This window comes from Sphingomonas sp. AC435, assembly GCF_979253005.1.
In genome coordinates this window covers 343,052-365,100 of sequence record NZ_CEEDCJ010000001.1, presented here as the reverse complement: position 1 = coordinate 365,100, position 22,049 = coordinate 343,052, and the positions used below count along the sequence as shown (strand labels likewise).

Here is a 22,049-nt window from a genome sequence, read left to right as displayed (position 1 = left end):
CGCGAACGTGTAGCTGAAAGCTGCTTTGCAGACAAATGTCTGACATCTCTATTGCATGTGGTCCGACCAGCACTTAGGGTCCGGGACAGGAGAGGTGCGATAGCACCCATGCATCAACGATAACAGGCGAAGGCCGACTCCGCAGGCAGCGGCGGGCCGATCGCCCAGCAGGGACCGGGCGCATGAGGATGATCCGTGGAATTGCGGTGCTGGCGGTGGCGGCCACGCCCTTGGTCGCGATGACGGCCATCGTTGCGATGATGGCGGTGCCCGCGGCGGCTCCCGTTCAGGCTGCCGGCGTTTCCGAGAAGACTGCCCCGTGGCGCGACGTGACGCCGCGTTCGGGCCTCGCCGGATGGCACGCGGTCGGCGGCAAGGCGACCTACACAGTGGCGGACGGCGAGCTCGTCGGGCGCGCGGAGATCAGCAAGACCAACAGCTGGCTGGTGTCGGACGCGCAGTATGGCGACTTCATCATCGAATTCGACGCGAAGACCGATCCGATGCTCAATTCCGGGGTGATGATCCGCGGCCAGAGCCGGCCCGATTATCGCAACGGCGTCGTGTTCGGCTATCAGGCGGAGATCGACCCGTCCAAGCGCGCCTGGAGCGGCGGGCTGTACGACGAGCAGCGTCGCCAGTGGCTGTACACGCTGGGCCGTAACGAAGCGGCGCGACGGACCTTCCGCTCCGGCGACTGGAACCACTATCGCGTGGAGGCGATCGGCAACCGGTTAAGGACGTGGGTGAACGGTGTGCCCGCCGCCGATGTGGTCGACGATGTCGATGCGCGCGGCTTCATCGCGTTTCAGGTTCACGCCATTCCCGACGCGGACGCCGCGCGCCATCCGGAGGCGCGGTTCCGCAACGTCCGGGTGATCACCGACCGGCCGGAACGCTTTGTGATGCCCGGAACGGGAATCGAGCAGCAGGGCTGGCTGTCCAACCGCCTGTCGAGCGGCGAGCAGCGCGCCGGGTGGAAGTTGTTGTGGGACGGCAGGACCTCGGCCGGCTGGCGCAGCGCCAAGGCGGCGAGCTTTACCAAAAAGGGCTGGTCGATGGCCGGTGGCATGCTGAGCGTCGAGGGCGCGAACGGGGCGGAGTCGACCAATGGCGGCGACATCGTCACGACGCGCGATTACCGGAATTTCGAGCTGTCGGTGGACTTCCGCCTGACCGAGGGCGCCAACAGCGGCATCAAGTACTTCGTCGATCCGAACCTGTTGAAGGGTGACGGATCGGCGATCGGGCTGGAATATCAGTTGCTCGACGATGCGCGACATCCCGACGCGAAGATGGGCCGGGACGGTAACCGTACGCTTGGGTCGCTGTACGACCTGATTACCGCGCGCAACCTGTCCGACCCGGACAGTCCGGGCAAGCGCATCAACCCGCCCGGCGAGTGGAACCGCGCCGTCATCGTCGTGCGCGGCCAGCATGTCGAGCATTGGCTGAACGGCTTCAAGGTCGTCGAGTACGAGCGCGGCTCGCCCGCATTCCGCGCGCTGGTGGCGCAGAGCAAGTACGCGAAATGGCCGAATTTCGGCGAGTGGGAGAAGGGGCCGATCCTGTTGCAGGACCACGGCAACCACGTCGATTTCCGCTCAATCAAGATACGCGAACTCTAAAGGGGATGGGACATGCTTGACCGTCGCACGATGATGACGGGCGCCGGCGCGGCGCTGGGCATCGCGATCAGCGCGCGCAGCTATGCGCAGATCAAGGGCGCGAACGATCGGCTCCGCGTCGCGGTGGTCGGCGTCAACGGCCGCGGGCAGGCGCATATGAGCGCCTTTACGAAGCAGCCGAACGTCGAGATCACGCATCTGGTCGATTGCGACTCCGACGTGCTCGCCAAGCGCGCGTCGACATTCGCGGCCAAAGGCAATCCGCGGATCAGGACGGAGGCCGATTATCGCCGGCTGCTCGACAGGAAGGCGGTCGACATCGTCACCGTCGCGACCCCCGATCACTGGCACGCGAAGGTCGCGATCGACGCGATTGATTCGGGGCGGCATTGCTACATCGAGAAGCCGATCGGCATCGCGCCGGCGGAGGGCGAGGCGCTGATCGCGGTGCAGAAGCGCACCGGCCGCATCTTGCAGGTCGGCAACCAGCAGCGCAGCAGCCGCGAGACGCAGCAGCTCCGCACGCTGGTGCAGGCGGGCGAACTGGGCGACGTGTACGAGGCGCAGACCTGGTATGCGAACAACCGCAAGTCGATCGGCACCGGCAAGGAGGTCGCGCCGCCCGCGAACCTGAACTGGGACATGTGGCAAGGGCCTCGCCCGCGCGGGCCGTACCGGTCGAACCTGGTCCATTACAACTGGCACTGGTTCTGGAAATACGGGACCGGCGAGATCTGCAACAACGCGATGCACGAGCTGGACGTGGCGCGCTGGCTGATGGGCGTGACCTATCCGAACACCGTGTCGGCGCGCGGGGCACGGCGTTTCTACCAAGGCGACGATTGGGAAATGTACGACTCGCTCGCGCTCGACCTGATCTACGACAATGATCGGGCGATCCGGTGGAACGGGCAAAGCTGCAACGGGCAGCTGACCTATGGCCGCGGGCGCGGCGTGCTGCTGCTCGGCACCAAAGGGTCGGCGGTGGTCGATCGCAACGGGTTCGAGCTGTACGACCTCGCCGGCAAGTCGATCCGGCAGGTGATGGCGCCCGCAAGTTCGGAAACGACGGGTACGGTCGGGGAGGGAGCGCTGGACGTGTACCACGCCGCCAATTTCCTCGACGTGATCCGGGGCCGCGCGAACGCGCTCGCCTCGCCGATTGCGGAGGGGCATATCAGCACGACGCTCTGCCACCTCGGCAACATGGCGTACCGCACGAAGAGCGTGCTGACCGTCGATCCCTCGACCGGCAAGCCGACCAGTGCGGAAGCGATGAAGCTGTGGTCCGTGGACTATCAGCCCGGCTGGGAGGTCAAGGCCTGACGCCGGTTGCGATCATGACGCCGACCGCGCCTATCCCGCTGACCAGCACCGGCATCGCGTGCTTCTTCGCGATGGGGACGCGCGTGGAGCTGCACCGCTTCGGTCCCGGCGACGGGGATGCGCTGATGCTGGCGCAGCGGGCGATCGAGGCGGTGGACGATGCGCTGACGATCCACAGGCCTTCGGCGGCGACGGCGCTGAACGAGGCGCTGCTGGCGGGGCGCGAGGTGGCGGTGGACGATCCGGTGCTGTTCGACGCGCTGGTGGAGATCGATGCGGCACGGGATCTGACGCTCGGGCTGTTCGACCCGACCGCCGATGCGCAGCGGGCGGGCGGGTGGAGCGACGTGCAGTTCGACAAGGATGCGCGGCGGGTGGCGGTGACCCGGCCGCTGGCGCTCGATTTTGGCGGGTTCGGCAAGGGCTTCGCGCTCGACCGGGCGGCGGCGGTGTTGCGGGCGGCGGGCGTGACGTCGGCGCTGCTGTCGGCGGGGGAGAGTTCGATCGCCGTCGTGGGCGAGCATCCGCTGGGTGGCGGCTGGCCATTCGCGATCCCCGATCCGCTGTGGCCGGAGCGTGAACTGGTCGAGGTGGAACTGACCGACGAGGCCATGTCGATCTCGTCCACGGTCGGGGCGGGGACGCTGGCGCCGGACCGGGCGGCGATGGTCCGGCCGGGCGATGCGGCCGTCGTCCGTGCGGCGCGCTGTGCCGTCGTCGTCGATCGCAGCGGATCGCGCGCGGAGATGCTCAGTACGGCGCTGATCGTCGCCGCCGATAACGAGGTCGCGCGCCTGACGGGCGATGCGCGGCGGTTCCTGTTCGATCTTGCCCCCGTTGAATCAGCCAGGATGTGTGTGTGATGACCGAGAAGGATTTCGACCTGACGCGGCGGTCGTTCATCGACCGGGTGCTGATGGCCACGGCGGGCGCGGCGATGTCCGCGGCGACGCCCTGGGCCGCAACGGCGGCGGGTGCGCAGACGCTGGGCACCGGCAAGGTACGGCTGGGCGTGATCGGCACCGGCGACCGCGGGCGCGCGCTGATCCAGAATATCGGCAAGACGCGCAACTGCATGGTCGCGGCGATCTGCGACACCTATGCGCCCAACATCGTCAAGGCGCAGCAGTGGGTCGCGGCGGGGACGCCGACCTTCGCCGATCATCGCGCGATGCTGGACGCGGGCGGGCTGGACGCGGTAGTGATCGCGACGCCGCTGAACAGGCATGCGCAGCACAGCATCGACGCCTTCGAAGCCGGCCTGCATGTCTGGTGCGAAAAGGCGATGGCGCGCACGGTCGCCGATTGCGGCGCGATGGTTCGCAAGTCGCAGGACAGCCGCAGGGTGCTCCAGATCGGGCACCAGCGCATGTTCCACCCGACCTACCTCAACGCGCTGCGCCGCGTGAAGGCGGGGGAGATCGGCACGATCACGCAGATCCGCGCCAGTTGGCACCGCAACAACAGCTGGCGGCGGCCGGTGCCGGCGGACAGCAACGACCGCCGCATCAACTGGCGGCTGTACCGTGAAAGCTCCGCGGGATTGATGACGGAACTGGCGACGCACCAGCTTCAGGTCGGCAACTGGTTCCTCGATGCGGTCCCGACGCGCGTGCTTGGTTCCGGCAGCATCTGCTACTGGAAGGACGGGCGCGAAGTGTACGACCATGTCGCGCTGATCTACGAATATGCGGGTGGGCGGAAGTTCATCTACACGTCGCTGCTCAACAATGCGCGTTACGGCTGCGAGGAGCAGATCCAGGGCAGCAAGGGATCGATCGAACCCGAACTCGGCCGCATCTATCAGGAGATTCCGCCCAAAACGCTGGCGCTGCAACGGATGCAGGCGGACGTGAAGCGCGGGCACAAGCGCACCGTGCCGATCGGCGGCGCGACGTGGTTTCCGGAACTGCCCGTCACCACCCCCGGCGACTCGCTCGGCTGGGGCGAATATGACGAGACGATGCTCCAGTTCGAGGGCTTCGGCGAGGCGGTGCGATCGGGCAAGCCGCTGCCGGGGCTGTTGTATCAGGCGTATAATGCCAGCGTCGCGTCGCTGCTGGGCGAGCAGGCGATGGACAAGGGCGAGGCGCTGACCTGGCCGACTGGCCTCGTGACCATCTGAGAGGATTTGCGACTGTGACCGATTCCAACCGCCGTGCGATTTTGGGCATGGGCCTGACCGCCGGGCTCGGCTTCGCCGCCGATGCACTGGCGCAATCCACGACGCGGGGCGATGCGCCGACCGAAAGCGCGGCGGCGCGACCGGCACCGGAGGCGAAGTACCGCGTCCCGTTCGCGGTGATCGGGATGGATCACAATCACATCTATGGCATCACCGATGCGATCATTCGCGGCGGTGGCGTGCTGACCAGTTTCTACGCGACCGATCCGAAACAGATCGCGATGTTCCGGAAGCGGTACCCGGGCGCGACGCTGGCGCGCGGCGAGGACGAGATCCTCGCCGACAAGCGGATCAAGCTGGTGTGCAGCGCCGCCGTTCCCAGCCTGCGCGCACCGCTCGGCATCCGGGTGATGAAGGCGGGCAAGGATTATCTCAGCGACAAGGCCGCGGTGACGACACTGGCGCAACTGGCGGAGGTGCGGCGCACGATCAAGCAGACCGGGCGCAAATACGGGATCATGTATTCGGAGCGGCTGGAGGTGCCGGCCGCGGTCATGGCCGGGCAGATGGTGCACGACGGCGCGATCGGCCGGGTGATCCAGACGGTCAACCTCGCCCCCCATCGGCTGTCGGCGCCAACCCGGCCCGACTGGTTCTGGGACCCGGCACGCAACGGCGGCATCCTGACCGATGTCGGCAGCCACCAAGCCGACCAGTTCGTATATCTGACCGGCAGCAAGCGCGCGCATGTCGTCGCCTCCCAGACCGGCAACTTCGCGCATCCCGATCATCCGAAGTTCGAGGATTTCGGCGACATGGTGCTGAACGGCGACGGCGGCACCGGCTATGTCCGCGTCGACTGGTTCACGCCCGACGGCCTGTCGACCTGGGGCGACGGACGGCTCTTCATCCTCGGCACCGAGGGGTACATCGAGCTGCGCAAGTACGTCGATATCGCCGGGCGGCCCGGCGGCAACCACCTGTTCATCGCCGACCGCAAGGGCATGCGCTACGTCGACTGTTCGAAGGTGCCGCTGCCGTTCGGGCCGCAATTCGTGAACGACATCGTCGAGGGCACTTCGGTGGCGCAGGATCAGGACGGCGCGCTGCTGGCGGCCGAACTGGTGCTGACCGCCGAAGCGAAGGCGACCCGCGCCGTCGCGGGGTGAACCGGCAGGCGAGACGTCGATCCATCCCATCCGTTCGCCCCGAGCGTGTCTACGCGTGTTTCGTGCGGTGCCGCGGGCGGTATGAGTTTCACCTGTGCTTCTACAAGCTCAGCACGAACGGCTCAGGTGATGTCGTTGCGTTCCAGGGCAGCCGGCGGTGAGGACGGGAGTTTCGGCTACGCCGTTATCCGAAGCAGGTCGGTATCCATCCTCTTCGGACCTGTACCGATCATGTGTCCCCGCGAAGGCGGGGATCCAGTACTGTGCTCCCGCCTTCGCGGGAGCACATGCGATTGTCGGCGGCAGCGCAGGAAATCCTTGACGAGCTCGAACGTCGATCGACTTGAGCCGCCGTTCACGCCAGTTGTCGCGGGACCCAGCGGACGAACGCTTCGGGCCAGAGCGAGCCCGGTTGCGTATCGGGGAGCTGCACGCCGAAACCGTGGCCGCCGCTTTGCAGGATCTGCGCCTCCACCGGCACCTTGGCGGCGATGCACGCGTCGAGCCAGCGCAGGCTGCACGATGCCGGCACGACATCGTCGTTGAGCGCGTGGACGAGGAAGCAGGGCGGGGTCCTGGTATCGATATGGCGCAGCGGCGAGCGGCGCAGGACCGCGACGTCGTCCGCTGTCTTCCCCAGCAGGTTCTCGCGGCTGCCGACATGCGTGTCGGGCAGTTCGAGTGTGGTGACGGCGTACATCAGCCCCGCGAACGCGGGCCTGGCGTTCTGACGGTCGGCGGCGTCCACGGCTGTGTAGACGTGTTCGTCATAGGCGGTCGCGAGGGTGGCGGCGAGATGACCGCCGGCGGAGAAGCCGAGCACGCCGACCTTGGCAGGATCGATGCCGAACCGCGCCGCGCCTGTGCGGATCAGCCGCATCGCCCGCTGCGCATCCTGTAGCGGCACGTCGGACTGCGCATCCCAACCCTCGGCCGGCAGGCGGTAGGTGAGGATGAAGGCGGTATAGCCTTGTGCGGTCAGGCGATCGGCGACGCGGTTCCCCTCATTGTCGAGCGATACGAAGCCGTAGCCGCCGCCGGGGATCACGAGCACGCCGATGCCGTTGGCCTTTGCCGGGCGGCGGACGACGAGCGTGGGCCGGGCGACGCCGGTGACGCGCGCTTCGGCGGTCGGCTTGCGGCCGGGTGTCGGCAGCGTCGCGCGGGCGCCGGGCGGACGGCCGGGCCAAAGCGGGATCGTTTCCGCCTCCGCGGCCGCGGCGATCGTCGCGGGCAGGGTGGCGGCCGTGAGGCTCAGCGCAATCAAGGTGCGGCGATCGATGTCGGTCATGCCGGTGTTGTCGGGGCGAAATGCTTCGACCGCAAGGGTCTGCCAGCCGCCGTTCGAGACGCGTCGATTCGTCCGTGAGCCGGACGTGTGCCGGCATTCACTCTGCTGCGCATCCAAGGATCGATGGCGTTATCGAAACGGTGGATGCCGGGACGAGCCCGGCATGACGGGCGGGGAGTGGGGTGCGGGTCGTTGCGCTGGCGCGAACATGGTTTCGGGAGCGAAATGCGCGTCTGGGTGTTCAACACCCTCAGCCCGGCGCGCTTTCCGATCGCTCCGTCGAACATTCGCAAGGTAATACCGTCATGGCCGTTCACCGTCAGCGCGTCGAGAATGGCGGCCTGATCCTCTTCGTCGTCGCGTTCACCCTGGCGCTGGGGTTCGTCGTATCGAGCTTCGCCGGCGCGCTGCTGTGGGCGATGCTGGCGGCGTTGCTGTTCCAGCCGCTGTTTGAACGGCTGCTGAAGCGTTGGCCGGACCGGCGGAATACGGCGGCGGCGGTGACGATGCTGATTATCACCTTCGCGGTCGTCATCCCGGCGCTGATCGTCGCGAGCCTCGTCGTCGAGCAGGCGGCCAGCGTCTACAACCAGATGCGATCGGGCCAGATCAACTTCGCCTCGTATTTCCAGCAGATGCACGACGCGCTGCCGAACCGGCTCCAGCGACTGCTCGACAGTGCCGGGTTCGACAGTTTCGAGCGCGCGCAGACCAGCATCTCGCAGGCGGTGGGCAGCAGCGCGAGCATGCTGGCGCGACAGGCCTTCTCGATCGGGGCGAACGCGGCGGCGTTCCTGCTGGCGTTCGGCGTCGGACTGTACGTCACCTTCTTCCTGCTGCGCGACGGCGGCAGGATCGGCCCGGCGATCGTCCGCGCGCTGCCGCTGGAGCCGGCGGTGGCCGAGCGGTTCGCGGAGAAGTTCGTCGCCGTCGTCCGGGCGACGATCAAGGGATCGGGCGTCGTCGCGCTGGTGCAGGGCGCGCTGGGCGCGGTCACCTTCTGGATCGTGGGCTTGCCCGCGGCGCTGCTCTGGGGCCTGCTGATGGCGATCGCGGCGTTGCTGCCGGCGGTCGGCCCGGCGATCATCTGGGGGCCGGTCGCGCTCTATCTGCTGGCGACGGGCGCGATCTGGCAGGCGGTTGTTGTGGTCCTGGCCGGCGTGCTGGTGATCGGGCTGGCCGACAATATTCTTCGCCCGATCCTCGTCGGTCGGGACACCGGGATCCCCGACTGGCTGGTGCTGGTGACGACGCTGGGCGGAATCGACCTCGTCGGGCTGAGCGGCATCGTGGTCGGGCCGCTCGCCGGGGCGCTGTTCATTACGGGGTGGCAGGTGCTGACCGAGCAGCGTGGCGCGGCAGTACCAGCGCCCGAATGAAGTTGCCGAGTTCGATGCGGCGGCCGTCCGCCTCGGCGAACGCCGCATCGACGCCAAGCCGCCAGCGGAGCGGCCGTGAGCCGGGATCGCTGTCGAGCGCGTCGAGCAGGTCGGCCTGGGCCTCGACATCGGCCCGATCGCGGGCGAGGCCGGCGTCGACGAGGCCGTCCTTCTGGCGGCGGAGCGCGGTCGCGATTTCCGCCAGCGATAGTTCGGGGTGATATTGCACGCCCCAGAACACGCCGCCGTCGTGGCGGATTTCCGCTGCCTGTACCCGGGTCGAGCCGTTCCCCGCCAGCAGCGTCCCGCCTTCGGGCAGCGCCTCGACCTCGTCGCCGTGGATCGCGGGCGCGTCCCAAGCGGGGGTACGGCCCGCCAGCAGCGGGTGATCGCGCCCCTCGCGCGTGGCGACGATCCGGCGCGCGATCCCCGCCTCCAGCCGATCGGGCATCTTGCGCACCGTGCCGCCCGCTGCCGCGACCGCGACCTGAAGACCGGCGCAGGAGCCGAACGACGGCGTTCCGGAGGCGAAGACGGCGCGCATGAACGCCAGTTGGCGGCGGACAGCGGGCGTGTCGTCGTAGACGTGGAGCGGCGAGCCGGTCAGGAACACGCCGTCATACTCCTCCAACTCCTCCGGGGTGTAGGTGCGGGCATCCTCGTCCGCCGGGGCAATGCGGGTGATCTTCACGCCCGGCATCATCTGATCCAGCGTCGCCGCATAGCTTTCGCCAGAGCTTTTACCGGTATGCTCCCGCCGCGCCTCGCGCTCCTCGGGGGTTTCGCTTTCGGCGACCAGAACCTTCAACAACGACGGCACCTTTCAACGGGAGCCGCCCTAACGCACCGGTTGGGGGACGCGTTGCCGCTGTCTCGTGATTGATCTACGTTGGACCCGTTCAAGGAGGCATGCACCATGTCCATCACCGTCAACGGTTTACCTGTTCCGCTGCCCAGCGATCCGCGCGTCTCGCTGCTGGATATGCTTCGCGAGGATCTACATCTGCCGGGCACCAAAAAGGGCTGCAACCAGGGCGCGTGCGGGGCCTGCACGGTGCTGGTCGATGGCCAGCGGATACTGTCCTGTCTGGCGCTCGCGGTGCAATATGACGGACGCGCCGTGACGACCGTCGAAGGGCTGGCGCAAGGCGGCGAACTCCATCCGTTGCAGGCCGCGTTCGTGGAGCATGACGGGTTCCAGTGCGGCTATTGCACGCCCGGCCAGCTCTGCTCGGCGATCGGCATGGCGGCGGAGGTGAAGCGCGGCGTGCCGAGCCATGTCACCGGCGACCTGTCGGCGGAGACGATCGCGCTCGACCGCGAGGAACTGCGCGAGCGGATGAGCGGCAATCTGTGCCGGTGCGGGGCGCATAACGGCATCGTCGACGCGATCTTCGACGTCTATGCCGAGACGGAGGCCGCAGAATGACGCCCTTCACCTTCACGCGCGCCGTCGACGCTTCCGACGCGCTGACCCGCGCGAGCGACGTGGGCGCCCGGTATGTCGGCGGCGGCACCAACCTGGTCGACCTGATGCGCGAGACGGTGGAGCAGCCGACGACGCTGATCGACGTGACCGGCCTGTCGACCACGATCGCCGAGACGGCGGACGGCGGGCTGATGATCGGGGCGGCGGTGACCAACACCGCCCTTGCCGAGCATCGTGCGGTGCGGACGCACTATCCGGTGCTGTCGCGCGCGATCGTCGCCGGGGCGAGCGCGCAGATCCGCAACATGGCGACGGTGGGCGGCAACCTGCTCCAGCGGACGCGCTGCACCTATTTCTACGATGTCGAGGGTTCGCGCTGCAACAAGCGGCAGCCGGGGCAGGGGTGCGACGCGATCGGCGGGTTCAACCGCATCCACGCGATCCTCGGCGCGTCGCCGGCGTGCGTGGCGACGCATCCGTCGGATATGTGCGTGGCGCTCGCGGCCCTGGATGCGGTGGTGCACCTGTCCTCCGTCAGTGGCACGCGGACCTTGCCGCTGACCGAATTGCACCGGTTGCCGGGCGAGCATCCCGAGATCGAGACGATGCTGGAGCCGGGCGAACTCATCACCGCGATCGAACTGCCGGCGATGCCGATGGCGGCGCGGTCAGCCTATCGCAAGGTGCGGGACCGGGCGAGCTACGCCTTCGCGCTGGTGTCCGTGGCGGCGGCGCTGGAGGTCGAGGATGGCCGGGTGACGGACGTGCGCCTCGCGCTGGGCGGGGTGGCGCACAAGCCCTGGCGCGCGTTCCGGGCGGAGGCGGCGTTGCGCGGCGGACCGGCGACGGCGGCGGCCTTCACCGCCGCCGCCCAGGTCGAACTCGCCGACGCGCAGCCGCTGCGCGACAACGGTTTCAAGGTGGAACTGGCGAAGCGGACGATCGCGGCCGTGCTGGCCGATCTGGCGGGAGTGAGCGCATGAGCATCGTCGAGGACGCCAAGCAGGCGGTGCAGGGCGCCGTCCAGGGCGCGATGCAGAAGGCCATTCAGATGGCGCCCGACAGCTTCATGCCGGGGGGAAAGCCCGACCCGCTGATCCGGCAGCAGCACGGGCATATCGGCAAGCCGATCTCCCGCCTCGACGGGCCGGTGAAGGTGCGGGGCGAGGCGACCTATGCGGCGGAGTTCCCGCTCGACGGGATGCTGTATGGCGCGCTGGTGTTCAGCACGATCGCCAAGGGGCGGATCGCTTCGTTGGATACGGATGCGGCGGAGGCTGCGTCGGGCGTCGAACTGGTGATGACGTATCGCAATGCGCCGCGCATGGCGTCGATGCCGCTGTTCATGACCTCCGAAAAGGCGTGCGGCGGCAACGACCTGCCGATCATGCAGGACGATCGCATCAACTGGAACGGTGAGCCCGTCGCGCTGGTGCTGGCGGAGACGCAGGAGCAGGCGGATCATGCCGCGTCGCTGATCACGGTCACCTACGATGCGGATCATTCCGTCACCGCGATGGCGGAGGCGAAGGCCAAGGGCACCGAGCCGGGCATGTTCATGGGCCAGCCGCTACAATTCGCGACCGGCGATGCGGCAGCGGCGCTGGCCTCGGCGGCGCACCGCGTCGACGAGACCTATACGACGCCGCGTCACAGCCACAACGCCATCGAATTGCATGCGGCGACGGTGGCATGGCAGGGCGATACGCTGCGCGTCCACGATGCGTCGCAGATGGTGGCGCACATGGCGTGGTCGCTGGGCCACGTCTTCGGCATCGACGAGGACAAGGTGCATGTGACGTCGCCGTTCGTCGGCGGGGGGTTCGGCAGCAAGGGGCTGTGGCAGCATCAGGTGCTGGCCGCGGCCGCGTCGAAACTGGCCGGACGGCCGGTCCGGCTGATGCTGTCGCGGGAGGGCGTGTACCGGATCGTCGGCGGGCGCACCGTGACGGAGCAGCGCGTGGCGATCGGCGCGTCCGCGGAAGGCCGGTTCGACGCGCTGATCCACACCGGCACGACGGCGATGAGCCATCACAACGTCCTGCCCGAGCCGTTCATCGTCGCGACGCGCAGCGCCTATGCCGCGGGCAGCATGGCGCTGGACGTGGAGGTCGCGTACCTCGACATGGTCGCCAATACCTTCATGCGGGCACCGGGCGAGGCGGTCGGCACGTTCGCGCTGGAGAGCGCGATCGACGAGCTGGCGGTGGCGATGGACATCGACCCGATCGAGCTGCGCCTGCGGAACGAGCCGGACAAGGACCCGACGACCGGCGCGCCCTTCTCCTCGCGCGAGGTCGAGAAGGCGTATCGCGACGGTGCCGAACGGTTCGGCTGGGCGGATCGCGGCGCACCCGGCAGCCGGCGCGAGGGCGAATGGCTGATCGGCACGGGCGTCGCGACCGCGACCTATCCCTATTACCGGATGCCCGGCGGTGCGGCGCGGATCACGCTGAGCCGCAGCGGCCATGCCACGGTCGATATCGCCGCGCACGACATGGGCATGGGCACCGCCACGGCGCAGACGCAGGTCGCGGCCGACCGGCTGGGGCTGGCGATGGAGCAGGTGACGTTCCGCTATGGCGACAGCACGCTGCCCGGCGTGGTCATGGCGGGCGGATCGCAGCAGACGGCGGCGATCGGCGCATCGGTGATGGCGGCGCACCGCGAACTGGTGACGGAGTTGCTGAAGCTGGCGGGCAACGACTCGCCGCTGGCGGGGCTGGACGCCGACGAGGTCGTGGGCGTCGACGGCGGCCTCGCCAAGACGGACGACCGCACGCGGCACGAAAGTTACGCGTCGATCCTGTCGCGGGCGCAGCGAGACGAGGTGGTCGTGGAGGCGACGCCGCCCGCGCCGCTGGAGACGATGCACTGGTCGATGCACTCGCACGGCGCGATGTTCTGCGAAGTGCGCGTCAACGCAGTGACGGGGGAGGTGCGGGTCAGCCGCTTCCTCGGATCGTTCGACTGCGGCCGCATCCTCAACCCCAAGACCGCGGCCAGCCAGTTCCGCGGGGGGATCATCATGGGCCTCGGCCTCGCGCTGATGGAGGAGACGCAGTTCGACGAGCGCAACGGCCGCATCATGAACCCCAGCCTGGCCGAATATCATGTGCCGGTGCACATGGACGTGCCGGCGATCGACGTGATCTGGACCGATATCCCCGACCCGCACACCCCGATGGGTGCACGCGGCGTGGGCGAGATCGGCATCACCGGCGTCGGTGCGGCGGTGGCGAACGCGGTGTTCAACGCGACGGGGAAGCGGGTGCGGGATCTGCCGATCACGCTGGATAAGCTGTTGTGATCGTTGAAGGCGAACTCGGAAGGTTAGGCTAAGGTTAGTCCAACGCGATGTTTTCGGTAGAGGTGTTCCGCCTCGGCTTTGCGGGCGTTACGTCAGAATGTGGGGGGCAGCCGGTGGCCGGCCCGATGAGAAAAAGCGGAGGCGGGGTCATGATCCGCTTTTTCCAACATTGGTAGGGCGAAGATTTCTCTCGCCGAGCAAGCGAGCCTGATCGGTGGCGGTGCCCGGTCTTTCGGGGTGATTGCCTTGGGCTGTCTGCCTGCCTGTGTCCCGCGCGGGCGACAATCGGCCAGCGTTCGTGTGGACCCGGATGAAAGAGACAGGGTGCATGATGCGCTGACATCTGGGCACAATCGACCTTCTTGCCACCCCTCCGCTTCAGGGGAGGGGACAGGGGGTGTGGCTACTCCGCCAGCGAGCCGTCTGCGGCACGGCCCCACCCCAACCCCTCCCCTGAAGGGGAGGGGCGGTCAGTACAGGGTGTCGCGCCGAACCTGATGATTGTGGCGCTGAATGGCCGGGTTGCCCCGACAGGTGGGTGGCGCGCCGGCGTCAGTCCTTCTTGGCGGTCAGGTGGGCGCTCAGATGCTTGTTCATTTCGAACATGCTGACGGACTTCTTGCCGAAGATCTTGGCCAAGGCGTCGTCTCCGTTGATCTGGCGGCGGTCCTTGGCGTCCTGAAGGTCGTGCTTCTTGATATAGTCCCAAACCTTCTTGACGACCTCGCTGCGCGGCAGGTCATCCTTACCGACGATTTCGGCGAGGTCGGAGGAGGGGGTGACGGGGGCGGTGATGCCGCCGCGCGCGCCGCCGGCGGGCTTGCCGGTCGCCTTGACCGTCTTCTCGGCGGCCTTGGTTTCGTCCTTGCCGCGCTTTTCTGCCGTGCGTGCCATGTTCCAAGCCTTTCATTCGCAATGATTCAGGAGCGTAACGGCGTAGTCGTCACATGGCTCCCGACGATCGGCGGCGTCGTACCGCTTGGTTTTCGGCCGCAGTGCAGCATAATGCCGGGATGCGGATCGCGATCATCGACACCAGTACGACGCGCGCGGCGATCATTTCGGACGGCTTGCGCGACGCCGGGCTCGGCGATCTGGTGCTGATCGATCCCGCCGGGCCGCTGCTCGCGCAACTGGAGGCGGCGCGGCCGGAAGTGGTGCTGGTCAATCTGGAGAATCCGAGCCGCGACGTGCTGGAGGATTTCTTCGCCATGTCGCGCGCGCTCGCCCGGCCGATCGCGATGTTCGTCGACCAGAGCGATGCGGAGTCGACGGCCGCGGCGGTCGATGCGGGCGTGTCGGCGTATATCGTCGACGGGCTGGCGAAGCAGCGGATCAAGCCGGTGCTCGATCTGGCGGTGCGGCGGTTTCAGGCCTTCGCGCGGCTTCAAAAAGAACTGGCGGAGGCGAAGAGCGCGCTGGCTGATCGGCAGGCGGTGGACCGCGCGAAAGCGATCCTGATGAAGCGGCGCGGGCTGGACGAACCCGCCGCCTATGCGCTGTTGCGCAACCACGCGATGCAATCCAACCGGCGCATCGCGGAGATCGCGGAGGCGATCGTCACCAGCGACGCGCTGATGGGAGATTTGTGATGGTCCGCATCGGTTTCCTGCCGCTGGTCGATGCCGCGCTGCCGATCCTGGCGCACGAACAGGGCTTCGCCGCGGCCGAGGGTGTGAACATCGAACTGGTGCGCGACATGACGTGGGCGACGGTGCGCGACCGCCTGCTCTACGGACACACCGATGCCGCGCACCTGATCGCGCCGCTGGCGATCGCGACCAGTCTGGGACGGGGACGGCCCGCCGTGCCGCTGAGCGTACCGTTCGTGCTGGGGCTGAACGGGAATGCGGTGACGCTGTCGACGGCACTGGCGGCGGCAGTGGAGCTGGGCGGGAGCGCGGACGGGGGACTGGCCGATCCGGTGGTGCTGGGTGAGCGGTTGCGGACGGTGGCGGCGGAGCGAGCGGCGGCGGGAACGCGGCTGCGGTTCGGGGTGGTGCATCGCTATTCCAGCCATAATTACATGCTGCGATACTGGCTGGCGGCGGTGGGGATCCAGCCCGATCGCGACGTCGAGATCGTCGTGACCAGTCCGCCCTTTGCCGCCGATGCGCTGGCGGCGGGCGAGGTCGACGGCATCTGCGTCGGTGAGCCGTGGAACAGCATCGCGGTCGATCGCGGCGTCGGGCGGATCGCGATGGTCACTGCGCAGATTTGGCGGCGGGGCGTGGAGAAGGTGCTGGCGCTGCGGGCGGACACGGTGGCGGAGCGGGGCGACGAGGTCGCGGCGCTGATCCGCGCGCTGCACCGGGCCGCCGCGCATTTCGTCGCGCCGGATACGGCGGAGGACAGCGCGGCGATCCTGTCGCGCCCCGAATATTGCGATGCGCCGCCGGAGACGGTGCTGCGCGCGATCACCGACCGGGTGCGGCTGGCGCGCGATGCGGAGGCGCTGCACATCCCGGACTTCATGTTCCAGTACCGGGAGGCGGCGAACTTCCCGTGGCGCAGTCAGGCGGCGTGGCTCTATTCGCAGATGACGCGCTGGGACGGCACGCCGTTCTCCGCGGCGGAGGCGAAGGCGGCGGAAGGTGTGTTCCGGCCGGACCTGTACCGGGCGGCGCTGGCGGGATCGTCCGCGACGCTGCCGGGCGCGAGTTCGAAGATGGAGGGTTCGATCGGGGAGGCGACCGGCGTGGGCGCGACGCAGGGTCGGCTGATATTGGGGAGCGACCGTTTCTTCGACGGGCGGGCGTTCGATCCGGACGAGATACCGGCGTATCTTGACGGGTTGGCGGAGTAGCGTTCCGGAACGCGGTTTGCTGCATGTGCGAAATGCACTTGCGCCAACCGTGCGAATCAGGCAGCTTTCGAATCGTCGGGCAATGATGCCGGACACGAAATCAACGCAGCGCCTTTCCAATGGGGGGCAGGCTCTGCGGCGACGGATGGCGGTGACGCCTCCGTCAACGGCAACGAAGCCGCCAGGATGCAGCCAGTGATGGCCGCCGTCCTGGCGGCTTTTTCTTTGTCTTGTCGCAAGGGGACGGCGCATGGCCACGGCAATCTGGAACGACGACACGACGGACGACAAAACCGGTTTCTGGCAGAGCGGGCATACCCCGACGCTGATCGCCGCGTTCCTGTATTTCGACTTCGCCTTCATGGTGTGGGTGCTGCTCGGGCCATTGGCGCCGGAGATCGCGAAGACACTGATGCTGACGCCGGCCGAGAAGGGCCTGATGGTGGCGACGCCGACGCTGGCGGGCGCGATCCTCCGCGTCGTCAACGGGTTGCTGGTCGATCGCATAGGGCCGAAGAAATCGGGCGCGATCAGCCAGATCATCGTCATCGTCGGCCTGTTCGTCGCCTGGGCGATGGGTGTGAACAGCTTCGGCGGGACGCTGGCGCTGGGTGTCATCCTCGGTTTCGCCGGAGCGAGCTTCGCGATCGCGCTGCCGCTCGCCAGCCGCTGGTATCCGCCGGAGCATCAGGGCAAGGCGATGGGCCTCGCCGGCATGGGCAATTCGGGCACCGTGCTGGCGGCGCTGTTCGCCCCCGGGCTGGCCAAGCTGTTCGGGTGGAACGCGGTGCTGGGCCTCGCCTGCATCCCGCTGACGCTGGTGTTCGTCGCGTACATGATGATGGCGAAGGATGCGCCGAACGCGCCCGCGTCGAAGAGCCTGGGCCAGTATCTGACGCCGCTGAAGACCGCGGACGCGTGGTCGCTGATGGGGTTCTATGCGGTGACGTTCGGCGGGTTCGTCGGGCTGGCGGCCAGCCTGCCGATCTATTTCACCGACCGGTTCGGGCTGACGACGATCCAGGCGGGCTATTGCACGGCGGCGTGCGTGTTCGCCGGATCGCTGGTGCGGCCGATGGGCGGGGCGCTGGCCGATGCGATCGGCGGGGTGAAGGCGCTGACCGCGGTGTTCGTCGTTGCCGCTCTGGCGCTGGCGGGGGTGTCGCTGGCGGGATCGGTCGAGGCGGCGCTGGCGCTGTTCGTCTGCGCGATGCTGGCGCTGGGCACGGGCAACGGCGCGGTGTTCCAACTGGTGCCGCAGCGGTTCGCGGCGGAGATCGGCGTGATGACCGGGCTGGTCGGGTTCGCGGGCGGGATCGGCGGCTTCTATCTCGCGTCGTCGCTGGGGATCGCCAAGCAACTGACGGGCAGCTTTTCGTCGGGGTTCCTGATCTTCGCGGGGCTGGCACTGGTGGCGCTGGCGGGGCTGACCTTGGTCAAAAGCGGCTGGCGCGCGCGCTGGGGTGCCGCCGATGGCGTGCGGATCTGACATGCGCCGCGTCATTGCTTTCTCCCTGATCGTCGTCGGTGCCGCCCCGGCTGCGGCGCAGACGATCGCGCCGCTGGTCGATGTCCGTGTCCGTCACGAGCATGTCGATCAGGCGGGGCTCCCCGGCGACGCCGATGCGGTGACGACGCGGGTACGGGCGGGGGTACAGGTCAGCGACGGCAAGTGGTCGGCACTGGCGGAGGCGCAGGGCAATGTCGCGATCGTCGGACGTTACTATGACGGGCTGAGCGGACCGGCCACGCGCCGCCTGCTGGTTGCCGATCCCGAGAGCATCGGCCTCTACCGCGCGCAGGTGCAGTATCGCAGCGCGCCGCTGACGGTGACGGCGGGTCGGCAGCGCATCCAGTTGGACGACGAGCGTTTCGTCGGCGCCGCGGCGATCCGCAACAACGGCCAGAGCTTCGACGCGGTGCGCGCCGAGATCGTGCCGGTGAAGGGCGTGAAGGCAGACGTGACCTATGCATGGGGCGTTCGCACCGTCTGGGGCATCGACGGGTTCGGTGCGCGGCAACAGGCGATCGGCGGCGACAATGTCTTCGCGACTATGGGCTGGGCGTCGCCGGTCGGGACTTTGACGAGCTTCGCCTATCTGGTCGATCAGGACGAGCGCGCGGTGCAGGGCTATCGCCTGTCGAGCCAGAGCTATGGCGTACGGCTGGCGGGATCGCGCAAGATCGGCAAGGCGACCGTGGCGTGGCAGGCGAGCCACGCGCGGCAGTCCGACTATAACCGCAACCCCAACGACTATGGCGCCGATTACTGGCTGGCCGATGTTGCGGTCGATCTGGCCGGGCCGAAGCTGGGCGCGGGGTATGAGGTGCTGGGTGCCGACCGCGGCACAGCGCTGACCAGCTTCCAGACACCGCTGTCGTCCATCTTCAAGTTTCAGGGCTGGGCCGACAAGTTCACCACGACCCCGCCCGACGGCATCCGCGACCTGTACGCGAGCGCCGGCTGGGGCTGGAAGCAAATCGGCGCGCTGAAGGGCGTGTCAGTGCAGGCGATCTACCACCGGTTCGAGAGCGACCGGCTGGTCCGCCATTACGGCAACGAGATCGACCTGCTCGCGAGCGCCAAGATCGGCCGCACCACCGCCAGCCTCCGCTACGCCGATTACGACGCGGATCGCTTCGCCACCGATACCCGCAAACTCTGGCTCCAACTGGACTGGACGATATGACTGACATTCGCGAACATCTGGTCGTGGTGGGCAACGGCATGGCCGGTTGCCGCGCCGTCGAGGAACTGATCGCGCGCGATCCGCACCGGTATCGCGTGACGATCTTCGGTGCCGAACCGCACGTGAACTACAACCGCATCATGCTGTCGCCGGTGCTGGCGGGCGAGAAGACGTTCGACGAGATCGTCATCAACGATGTCGGCTGGTATGCGTCGAACGCGATCGAGCTGGTATCGAGCGACCCGGTGCAGGCGATCGACCGCGTGGCGAAGACGGTGACGGCGCGGTCGGGCCGCAGCGTGTCCTACGACAAGTTGCTGATCGCGACCGGTTCCGACCCGTTCATCATCCCGGTGCCGGGCAAGGACCTGCCCGGCGTCATCAGCTTCCGCGACATGGCGGATGTCGACCACATGCTCGCGGCCGCCGGAGCCGGCGGCGATGCGGTGGTGATCGGCGGCGGACTGCTGGGGCTGGAAGCGGCGCACGGGCTGACGCTGCGCGGCATGAAGGTCACCGTCATCCACCTGATGCCGACGCTGATGGAGCGGCAGCTGGACGAGGCAGCGGGATGGCTGCTGAAGTCGGCGCTGGAGGCGCGCGGGCAGACGATCCTGACCGAGGCGCACACCGCCGCGATCGTCGGCGACGGCAAGGTCGAGGGCGTCGCGCTGAAGGACGGGACGGTGATCCCCGCCAGCCTCGTCGTGATGGCGGTCGGCATCCGGCCTTCGGTGGTGCTGGCGCGGGATGCGGGACTGGAAATCGGGCGCGGGATCAAGGTCGACGACCATATGGTCACGTCCGACCCGTCGATCCTCGCGGTCGGGGAGTGCGTCGAGCATGACGGCAACGTCTATGGCCTCGTCGCGCCGCTGTGGGATATGTGCCGCGCGCTCGCCGACGGGCTGGTCGAGAAGCATAGCGGCTATCGCGGCTCCGTCACGTCGACCAAGCTGAAGGTGGCGGGGCTGGACGTGTTCTCGGCGGGCGATTTCTCGGGCGGCGACGGGGCGGAGGACATCGTGCTGCGCGACGCCTCGCGTGGTGTCTACAAGCGCGTCGTGGTGCGCGGCGACAGGGTCGTGGGCGCGGTGCTGTACGGCGACACCGCGGACGGCGGCTGGTATTTCGACCTGCTGAAACGCGAAGAGGACGTGTCGGCGATCCGCGACATGCTGATCTTCGGGCAAGCCTTCGCCTCGGGAGGAGGCGCGGCGGACCCTAAGGCGGCCGTTGCGGCGCTCTCCGACGAGGCGGAGATCTGCGGCTGCAACGGCGTCACCAAGGGCAAGGTCGTCGCGTGCATCGGCGCGGGCAACACCACGCTGGATGCGGTGCGCGCGACCTGCAAGGCGTCGGCGTCGTGCGGATCGTGCACCGGGCTGGTCGAGACGTTGCTCGCGGTGACGCTGGGCGAGGATTACTCGGGCGAGCGTACCGTGAAGACGATATGCAAATGCACCAGCTTCGGCCACGACGACGTGCGGCGCGAGATCGTCGCGCAGGACATGCGTTCGATTCCGGAGGTGATGCAGAAGTTGACGTGGAGCACGCCGGACGGGTGTTCGTCGTGCCGGCCGGCGCTGAATTACTATCTGCTCTGTGCGCTGCCGGGCGAGTATAAGGACGACCAGCAGAGCCGCTTCGTCAACGAACGGCTGCACGCCAACATCCAGAAGGACGGCACCTATTCGGTGGTGCCGCGGATGTGGGGCGGGCTCACCAGTCCGAAGGAACTGCGCGCGATCGCCGACGTGGTCGAGAAGTTCGACGCGCCGATGGTGAAGGTCACGGGCGGCCAGCGGCTCGATATCTTCGGGATCAAGAAGGAGGATCTGCCCGCGGTCTGGGCGGACCTCAACGCCGCCGGGATGGTCAGCGGGCATGCGTACGGCAAGTCGTTGCGCACGGTGAAGACCTGCGTCGGGTCGGAATGGTGCCGCTTCGGTACGCAGGATTCGACCGGGCTGGGCGTGAAGGTCGAGCGCATGACCTGGGGGTCGTGGATGCCGCACAAGTTCAAGATCGCGGTCAGCGGTTGCCCGCGCAATTGCGCCGAGGCGACGATCAAGGACTTCGGCGTGGTGTGCGTCGACAGCGGCTACGAACTCCACGTCGGCGGCAATGGCGGCATCAAGGTCCGCGCCACCGACTTCCTGTGCAAGGTCACGACCGAGGAAGAGGCGATGCATTACTGCGCCGCCTTCATCCAGTTGTACCGCGAGGAGGCCCGCTACCTCGAACGCACCGCGCCGTGGATCGAGCGGATCGGGGTCGAATATATCCGCGAACGGATCGCCGACGATGCCGGGGGCCGCGACGCGCTGGCTACCCGGTTCCGCTATTCGCAGACCTTCATGCAGGACGATCCCTGGGCGGCACGTGCGGCCGGCGAGGCGCGCGAGCAGCATGCGCCGATGGCGGTCTTTACGCCCATAGACAGCGCGAGGGAAATGGCATGATCGGCGAATGGCTCGACATCGGCTGGGTCGACGAGATCCCGGTCCGCGGCAGCCGCACCGTGCAGGTGACCGGCGGCGACGACATCGCGGTGTTCCGCACCGGCGACGGCAAGGTCTTCGCATTGCTCGACCGCTGTCCGCACAAGCATGGGCGGTTGTCGCAGGGGATCGTGCACGGCGGCGCGGTGGCGTGTCCGCTGCATAATTGGCGCATCTCGCTGACGACGGGTGAGGCGCTGGGAGAGGACAAGGGTTGTACGCCGGTGGTGCCGGTGAAGGTGTCCGCGGGGCGGGTGCTGATCTGCCGGACCAGCGTGTTGAAGGCGGCGGCGTGAGTAGCAAGAAGAAAGCCCCTCCCCTTCAGGGGAGGGGTTGGGGTGGGGCCTCTCCCCAAGCGATATGTTCGCGGCACCGCCCCACCCCTGTCTCTT

General features: G+C 67.9%; 18 protein-coding genes. 15 read left to right on the top strand and 3 right to left on the bottom strand.

Annotated elements, in window-relative coordinates; genetic code table 11:
* Positions 1-182: 182 nt before the first annotated feature.
* The 5 genes from AC0CH8_RS01670 to AC0CH8_RS01650 are packed head-to-tail and all read left to right on the top strand — an operon-like array spanning position 183 to position 6,248.
* A complete protein-coding gene (locus AC0CH8_RS01670; protein ID WP_465238414.1) occupies positions 183-1,628 on the top strand; it encodes a 3-keto-disaccharide hydrolase in 1,446 nt (481 codons plus the stop codon).
* Between the two features lie 12 nt (positions 1,629-1,640).
* Positions 1,641-2,954 carry a Gfo/Idh/MocA family protein gene (locus AC0CH8_RS01665; protein ID WP_465238413.1) on the top strand — a complete coding sequence of 438 codons (1,314 nt, stop codon included), beginning with the start codon at positions 1,641-1,643 and terminating at the stop codon, positions 2,952-2,954.
* Between the two features lie 14 nt (positions 2,955-2,968).
* Complete coding sequence (locus tag AC0CH8_RS01660) at positions 2,969-3,817, top strand: FAD:protein FMN transferase (protein ID WP_465238412.1); 849 nt, start codon at positions 2,969-2,971, stop codon at positions 3,815-3,817.
* On the top strand, positions 3,817-5,079 hold the full coding sequence (locus AC0CH8_RS01655) for a Gfo/Idh/MocA family protein (protein ID WP_465238411.1): 1,263 nt from the start codon (positions 3,817-3,819) through the stop codon (positions 5,077-5,079). The genes AC0CH8_RS01660 and AC0CH8_RS01655 overlap by 1 nt, the downstream gene beginning before the upstream one ends.
* Positions 5,080-5,093: 14 nt before the next feature.
* Entirely contained in the window at positions 5,094-6,248 is a 1,155-nt protein-coding gene (locus AC0CH8_RS01650) for a Gfo/Idh/MocA family protein (protein ID WP_465238410.1), read from the top strand.
* A gap of 355 nt (positions 6,249-6,603) precedes the next feature.
* On the opposite strand, the gene AC0CH8_RS01645 is transcribed toward AC0CH8_RS01650, so the two are convergent.
* Entirely contained in the window at positions 6,604-7,539 is a 936-nt protein-coding gene (locus AC0CH8_RS01645; protein WP_465238409.1) for an alpha/beta hydrolase, read from the bottom strand.
* Between the two features lie 305 nt (positions 7,540-7,844).
* Between AC0CH8_RS01645 and AC0CH8_RS01640 the strand changes: the two genes are divergently transcribed.
* Positions 7,845-8,918, top strand: coding sequence for an AI-2E family transporter (locus AC0CH8_RS01640; protein WP_465238408.1), 1,074 nt, complete (start codon positions 7,845-7,847; stop codon positions 8,916-8,918).
* Here the strand turns inward: AC0CH8_RS01640 and AC0CH8_RS01635 are convergent.
* Positions 8,860-9,729, bottom strand: a complete 870-nt coding sequence (locus AC0CH8_RS01635; RefSeq protein ID WP_465238407.1) for a type 1 glutamine amidotransferase — start codon at positions 9,727-9,729, stop codon at positions 8,860-8,862. The genes AC0CH8_RS01640 and AC0CH8_RS01635 overlap by 59 nt on opposite strands.
* 105 nt (positions 9,730-9,834) lie before the next feature.
* Between AC0CH8_RS01635 and AC0CH8_RS01630 the strand changes: the two genes are divergently transcribed.
* From AC0CH8_RS01630 to AC0CH8_RS01620, 3 genes are read left to right on the top strand one after another with little or no spacing between them, the layout of a single operon-like run.
* Positions 9,835-10,347: a 2Fe-2S iron-sulfur cluster-binding protein gene (locus AC0CH8_RS01630; RefSeq protein ID WP_465238406.1), complete on the top strand. Its 513-nt coding sequence runs from the start codon at positions 9,835-9,837 to the stop codon at positions 10,345-10,347.
* The gene (locus tag AC0CH8_RS01625) at positions 10,344-11,330 is read left to right on the top strand and encodes an FAD binding domain-containing protein (RefSeq protein ID WP_465238405.1); all 987 of its coding nucleotides are present in this window, start codon (positions 10,344-10,346) and stop codon (positions 11,328-11,330) included. The genes AC0CH8_RS01630 and AC0CH8_RS01625 overlap by 4 nt, the downstream gene beginning before the upstream one ends.
* The gene (locus AC0CH8_RS01620; protein ID WP_465238404.1) at positions 11,327-13,657 is read left to right on the top strand and encodes a xanthine dehydrogenase family protein molybdopterin-binding subunit; all 2,331 of its coding nucleotides are present in this window, start codon (positions 11,327-11,329) and stop codon (positions 13,655-13,657) included. The genes AC0CH8_RS01625 and AC0CH8_RS01620 overlap by 4 nt, the downstream gene beginning before the upstream one ends.
* Positions 13,658-14,209: 552 nt before the next feature.
* On the opposite strand, the gene AC0CH8_RS01615 is transcribed toward AC0CH8_RS01620, so the two are convergent.
* Positions 14,210-14,551, bottom strand: a complete 342-nt coding sequence (locus tag AC0CH8_RS01615; RefSeq protein ID WP_465238403.1) for an SWIB/MDM2 domain-containing protein — start codon at positions 14,549-14,551, stop codon at positions 14,210-14,212.
* Positions 14,552-14,670: 119 nt separating this feature from the next.
* Here AC0CH8_RS01615 and AC0CH8_RS01610 point away from each other — a divergent pair, with 119 nt between their 5' ends.
* From AC0CH8_RS01610 to nirD, 6 genes are all read left to right on the top strand, one after another.
* Entirely contained in the window at positions 14,671-15,249 is a 579-nt protein-coding gene (locus tag AC0CH8_RS01610; RefSeq protein WP_211534478.1) for an ANTAR domain-containing response regulator, read from the top strand.
* Positions 15,249-16,463 carry a CmpA/NrtA family ABC transporter substrate-binding protein gene (locus tag AC0CH8_RS01605; RefSeq protein ID WP_465238402.1) on the top strand — a complete coding sequence of 405 codons (1,215 nt, stop codon included), beginning with the start codon at positions 15,249-15,251 and terminating at the stop codon, positions 16,461-16,463. Before AC0CH8_RS01610 ends, AC0CH8_RS01605 begins: the two co-directional genes overlap by 1 nt.
* A gap of 250 nt (positions 16,464-16,713) precedes the next feature.
* Positions 16,714-17,952: a nitrate/nitrite transporter gene (locus AC0CH8_RS01600; protein WP_465238401.1), complete on the top strand. Its 1,239-nt coding sequence runs from the start codon at positions 16,714-16,716 to the stop codon at positions 17,950-17,952.
* A 1-nt stretch (position 17,953) separates the two neighbouring features.
* Positions 17,954-19,153 (top strand): alginate export family protein, encoded by a 1,200-nt coding sequence (locus AC0CH8_RS01595; protein WP_465238400.1) that lies wholly within the window; start codon positions 17,954-17,956, stop codon positions 19,151-19,153.
* On the top strand, positions 19,150-21,618 hold the full coding sequence (gene nirB, locus AC0CH8_RS01590) for a nitrite reductase large subunit NirB (RefSeq protein WP_465238399.1): 2,469 nt from the start codon (positions 19,150-19,152) through the stop codon (positions 21,616-21,618). Before AC0CH8_RS01595 ends, nirB begins: the two co-directional genes overlap by 4 nt.
* Complete coding sequence (nirD, locus tag AC0CH8_RS01585) at positions 21,615-21,953, top strand: nitrite reductase small subunit NirD (RefSeq protein WP_204199344.1); 339 nt, start codon at positions 21,615-21,617, stop codon at positions 21,951-21,953. Before nirB ends, nirD begins: the two co-directional genes overlap by 4 nt.
* Positions 21,954-22,049: the final 96 nt, after the last annotated feature.

Coding starts and splice junctions, on each gene's coding strand:
- AC0CH8_RS01640 (WP_465238408.1), top strand. CDS start 7,845: ATGGCCGTTCACCGTCAGCGCGTCGAGAATGGCGGCCTGATCCTCTTC.
- nirB (WP_465238399.1), top strand. CDS start 19,150: ATGACTGACATTCGCGAACATCTGGTCGTGGTGGGCAACGGCATGGCC.
- AC0CH8_RS01670 (WP_465238414.1), top strand. CDS start 183: ATGAGGATGATCCGTGGAATTGCGGTGCTGGCGGTGGCGGCCACGCCC.
- AC0CH8_RS01625 (WP_465238405.1), top strand. CDS start 10,344: ATGACGCCCTTCACCTTCACGCGCGCCGTCGACGCTTCCGACGCGCTG.
- nirD (WP_204199344.1), top strand. CDS start 21,615: ATGATCGGCGAATGGCTCGACATCGGCTGGGTCGACGAGATCCCGGTC.
- AC0CH8_RS01620 (WP_465238404.1), top strand. CDS start 11,327: ATGAGCATCGTCGAGGACGCCAAGCAGGCGGTGCAGGGCGCCGTCCAG.
- AC0CH8_RS01600 (WP_465238401.1), top strand. CDS start 16,714: ATGGCCACGGCAATCTGGAACGACGACACGACGGACGACAAAACCGGT.
- AC0CH8_RS01645 (WP_465238409.1), bottom strand. CDS start 7,539: ATGACCGACATCGATCGCCGCACCTTGATTGCGCTGAGCCTCACGGCC.
- AC0CH8_RS01660 (WP_465238412.1), top strand. CDS start 2,969: ATGACGCCGACCGCGCCTATCCCGCTGACCAGCACCGGCATCGCGTGC.
- AC0CH8_RS01605 (WP_465238402.1), top strand. CDS start 15,249: ATGGTCCGCATCGGTTTCCTGCCGCTGGTCGATGCCGCGCTGCCGATC.
- AC0CH8_RS01630 (WP_465238406.1), top strand. CDS start 9,835: ATGTCCATCACCGTCAACGGTTTACCTGTTCCGCTGCCCAGCGATCCG.
- AC0CH8_RS01595 (WP_465238400.1), top strand. CDS start 17,954: ATGCGCCGCGTCATTGCTTTCTCCCTGATCGTCGTCGGTGCCGCCCCG.
- AC0CH8_RS01610 (WP_211534478.1), top strand. CDS start 14,671: ATGCGGATCGCGATCATCGACACCAGTACGACGCGCGCGGCGATCATT.
- AC0CH8_RS01665 (WP_465238413.1), top strand. CDS start 1,641: ATGCTTGACCGTCGCACGATGATGACGGGCGCCGGCGCGGCGCTGGGC.
- AC0CH8_RS01655 (WP_465238411.1), top strand. CDS start 3,817: ATGACCGAGAAGGATTTCGACCTGACGCGGCGGTCGTTCATCGACCGG.
- AC0CH8_RS01615 (WP_465238403.1), bottom strand. CDS start 14,551: ATGGCACGCACGGCAGAAAAGCGCGGCAAGGACGAAACCAAGGCCGCC.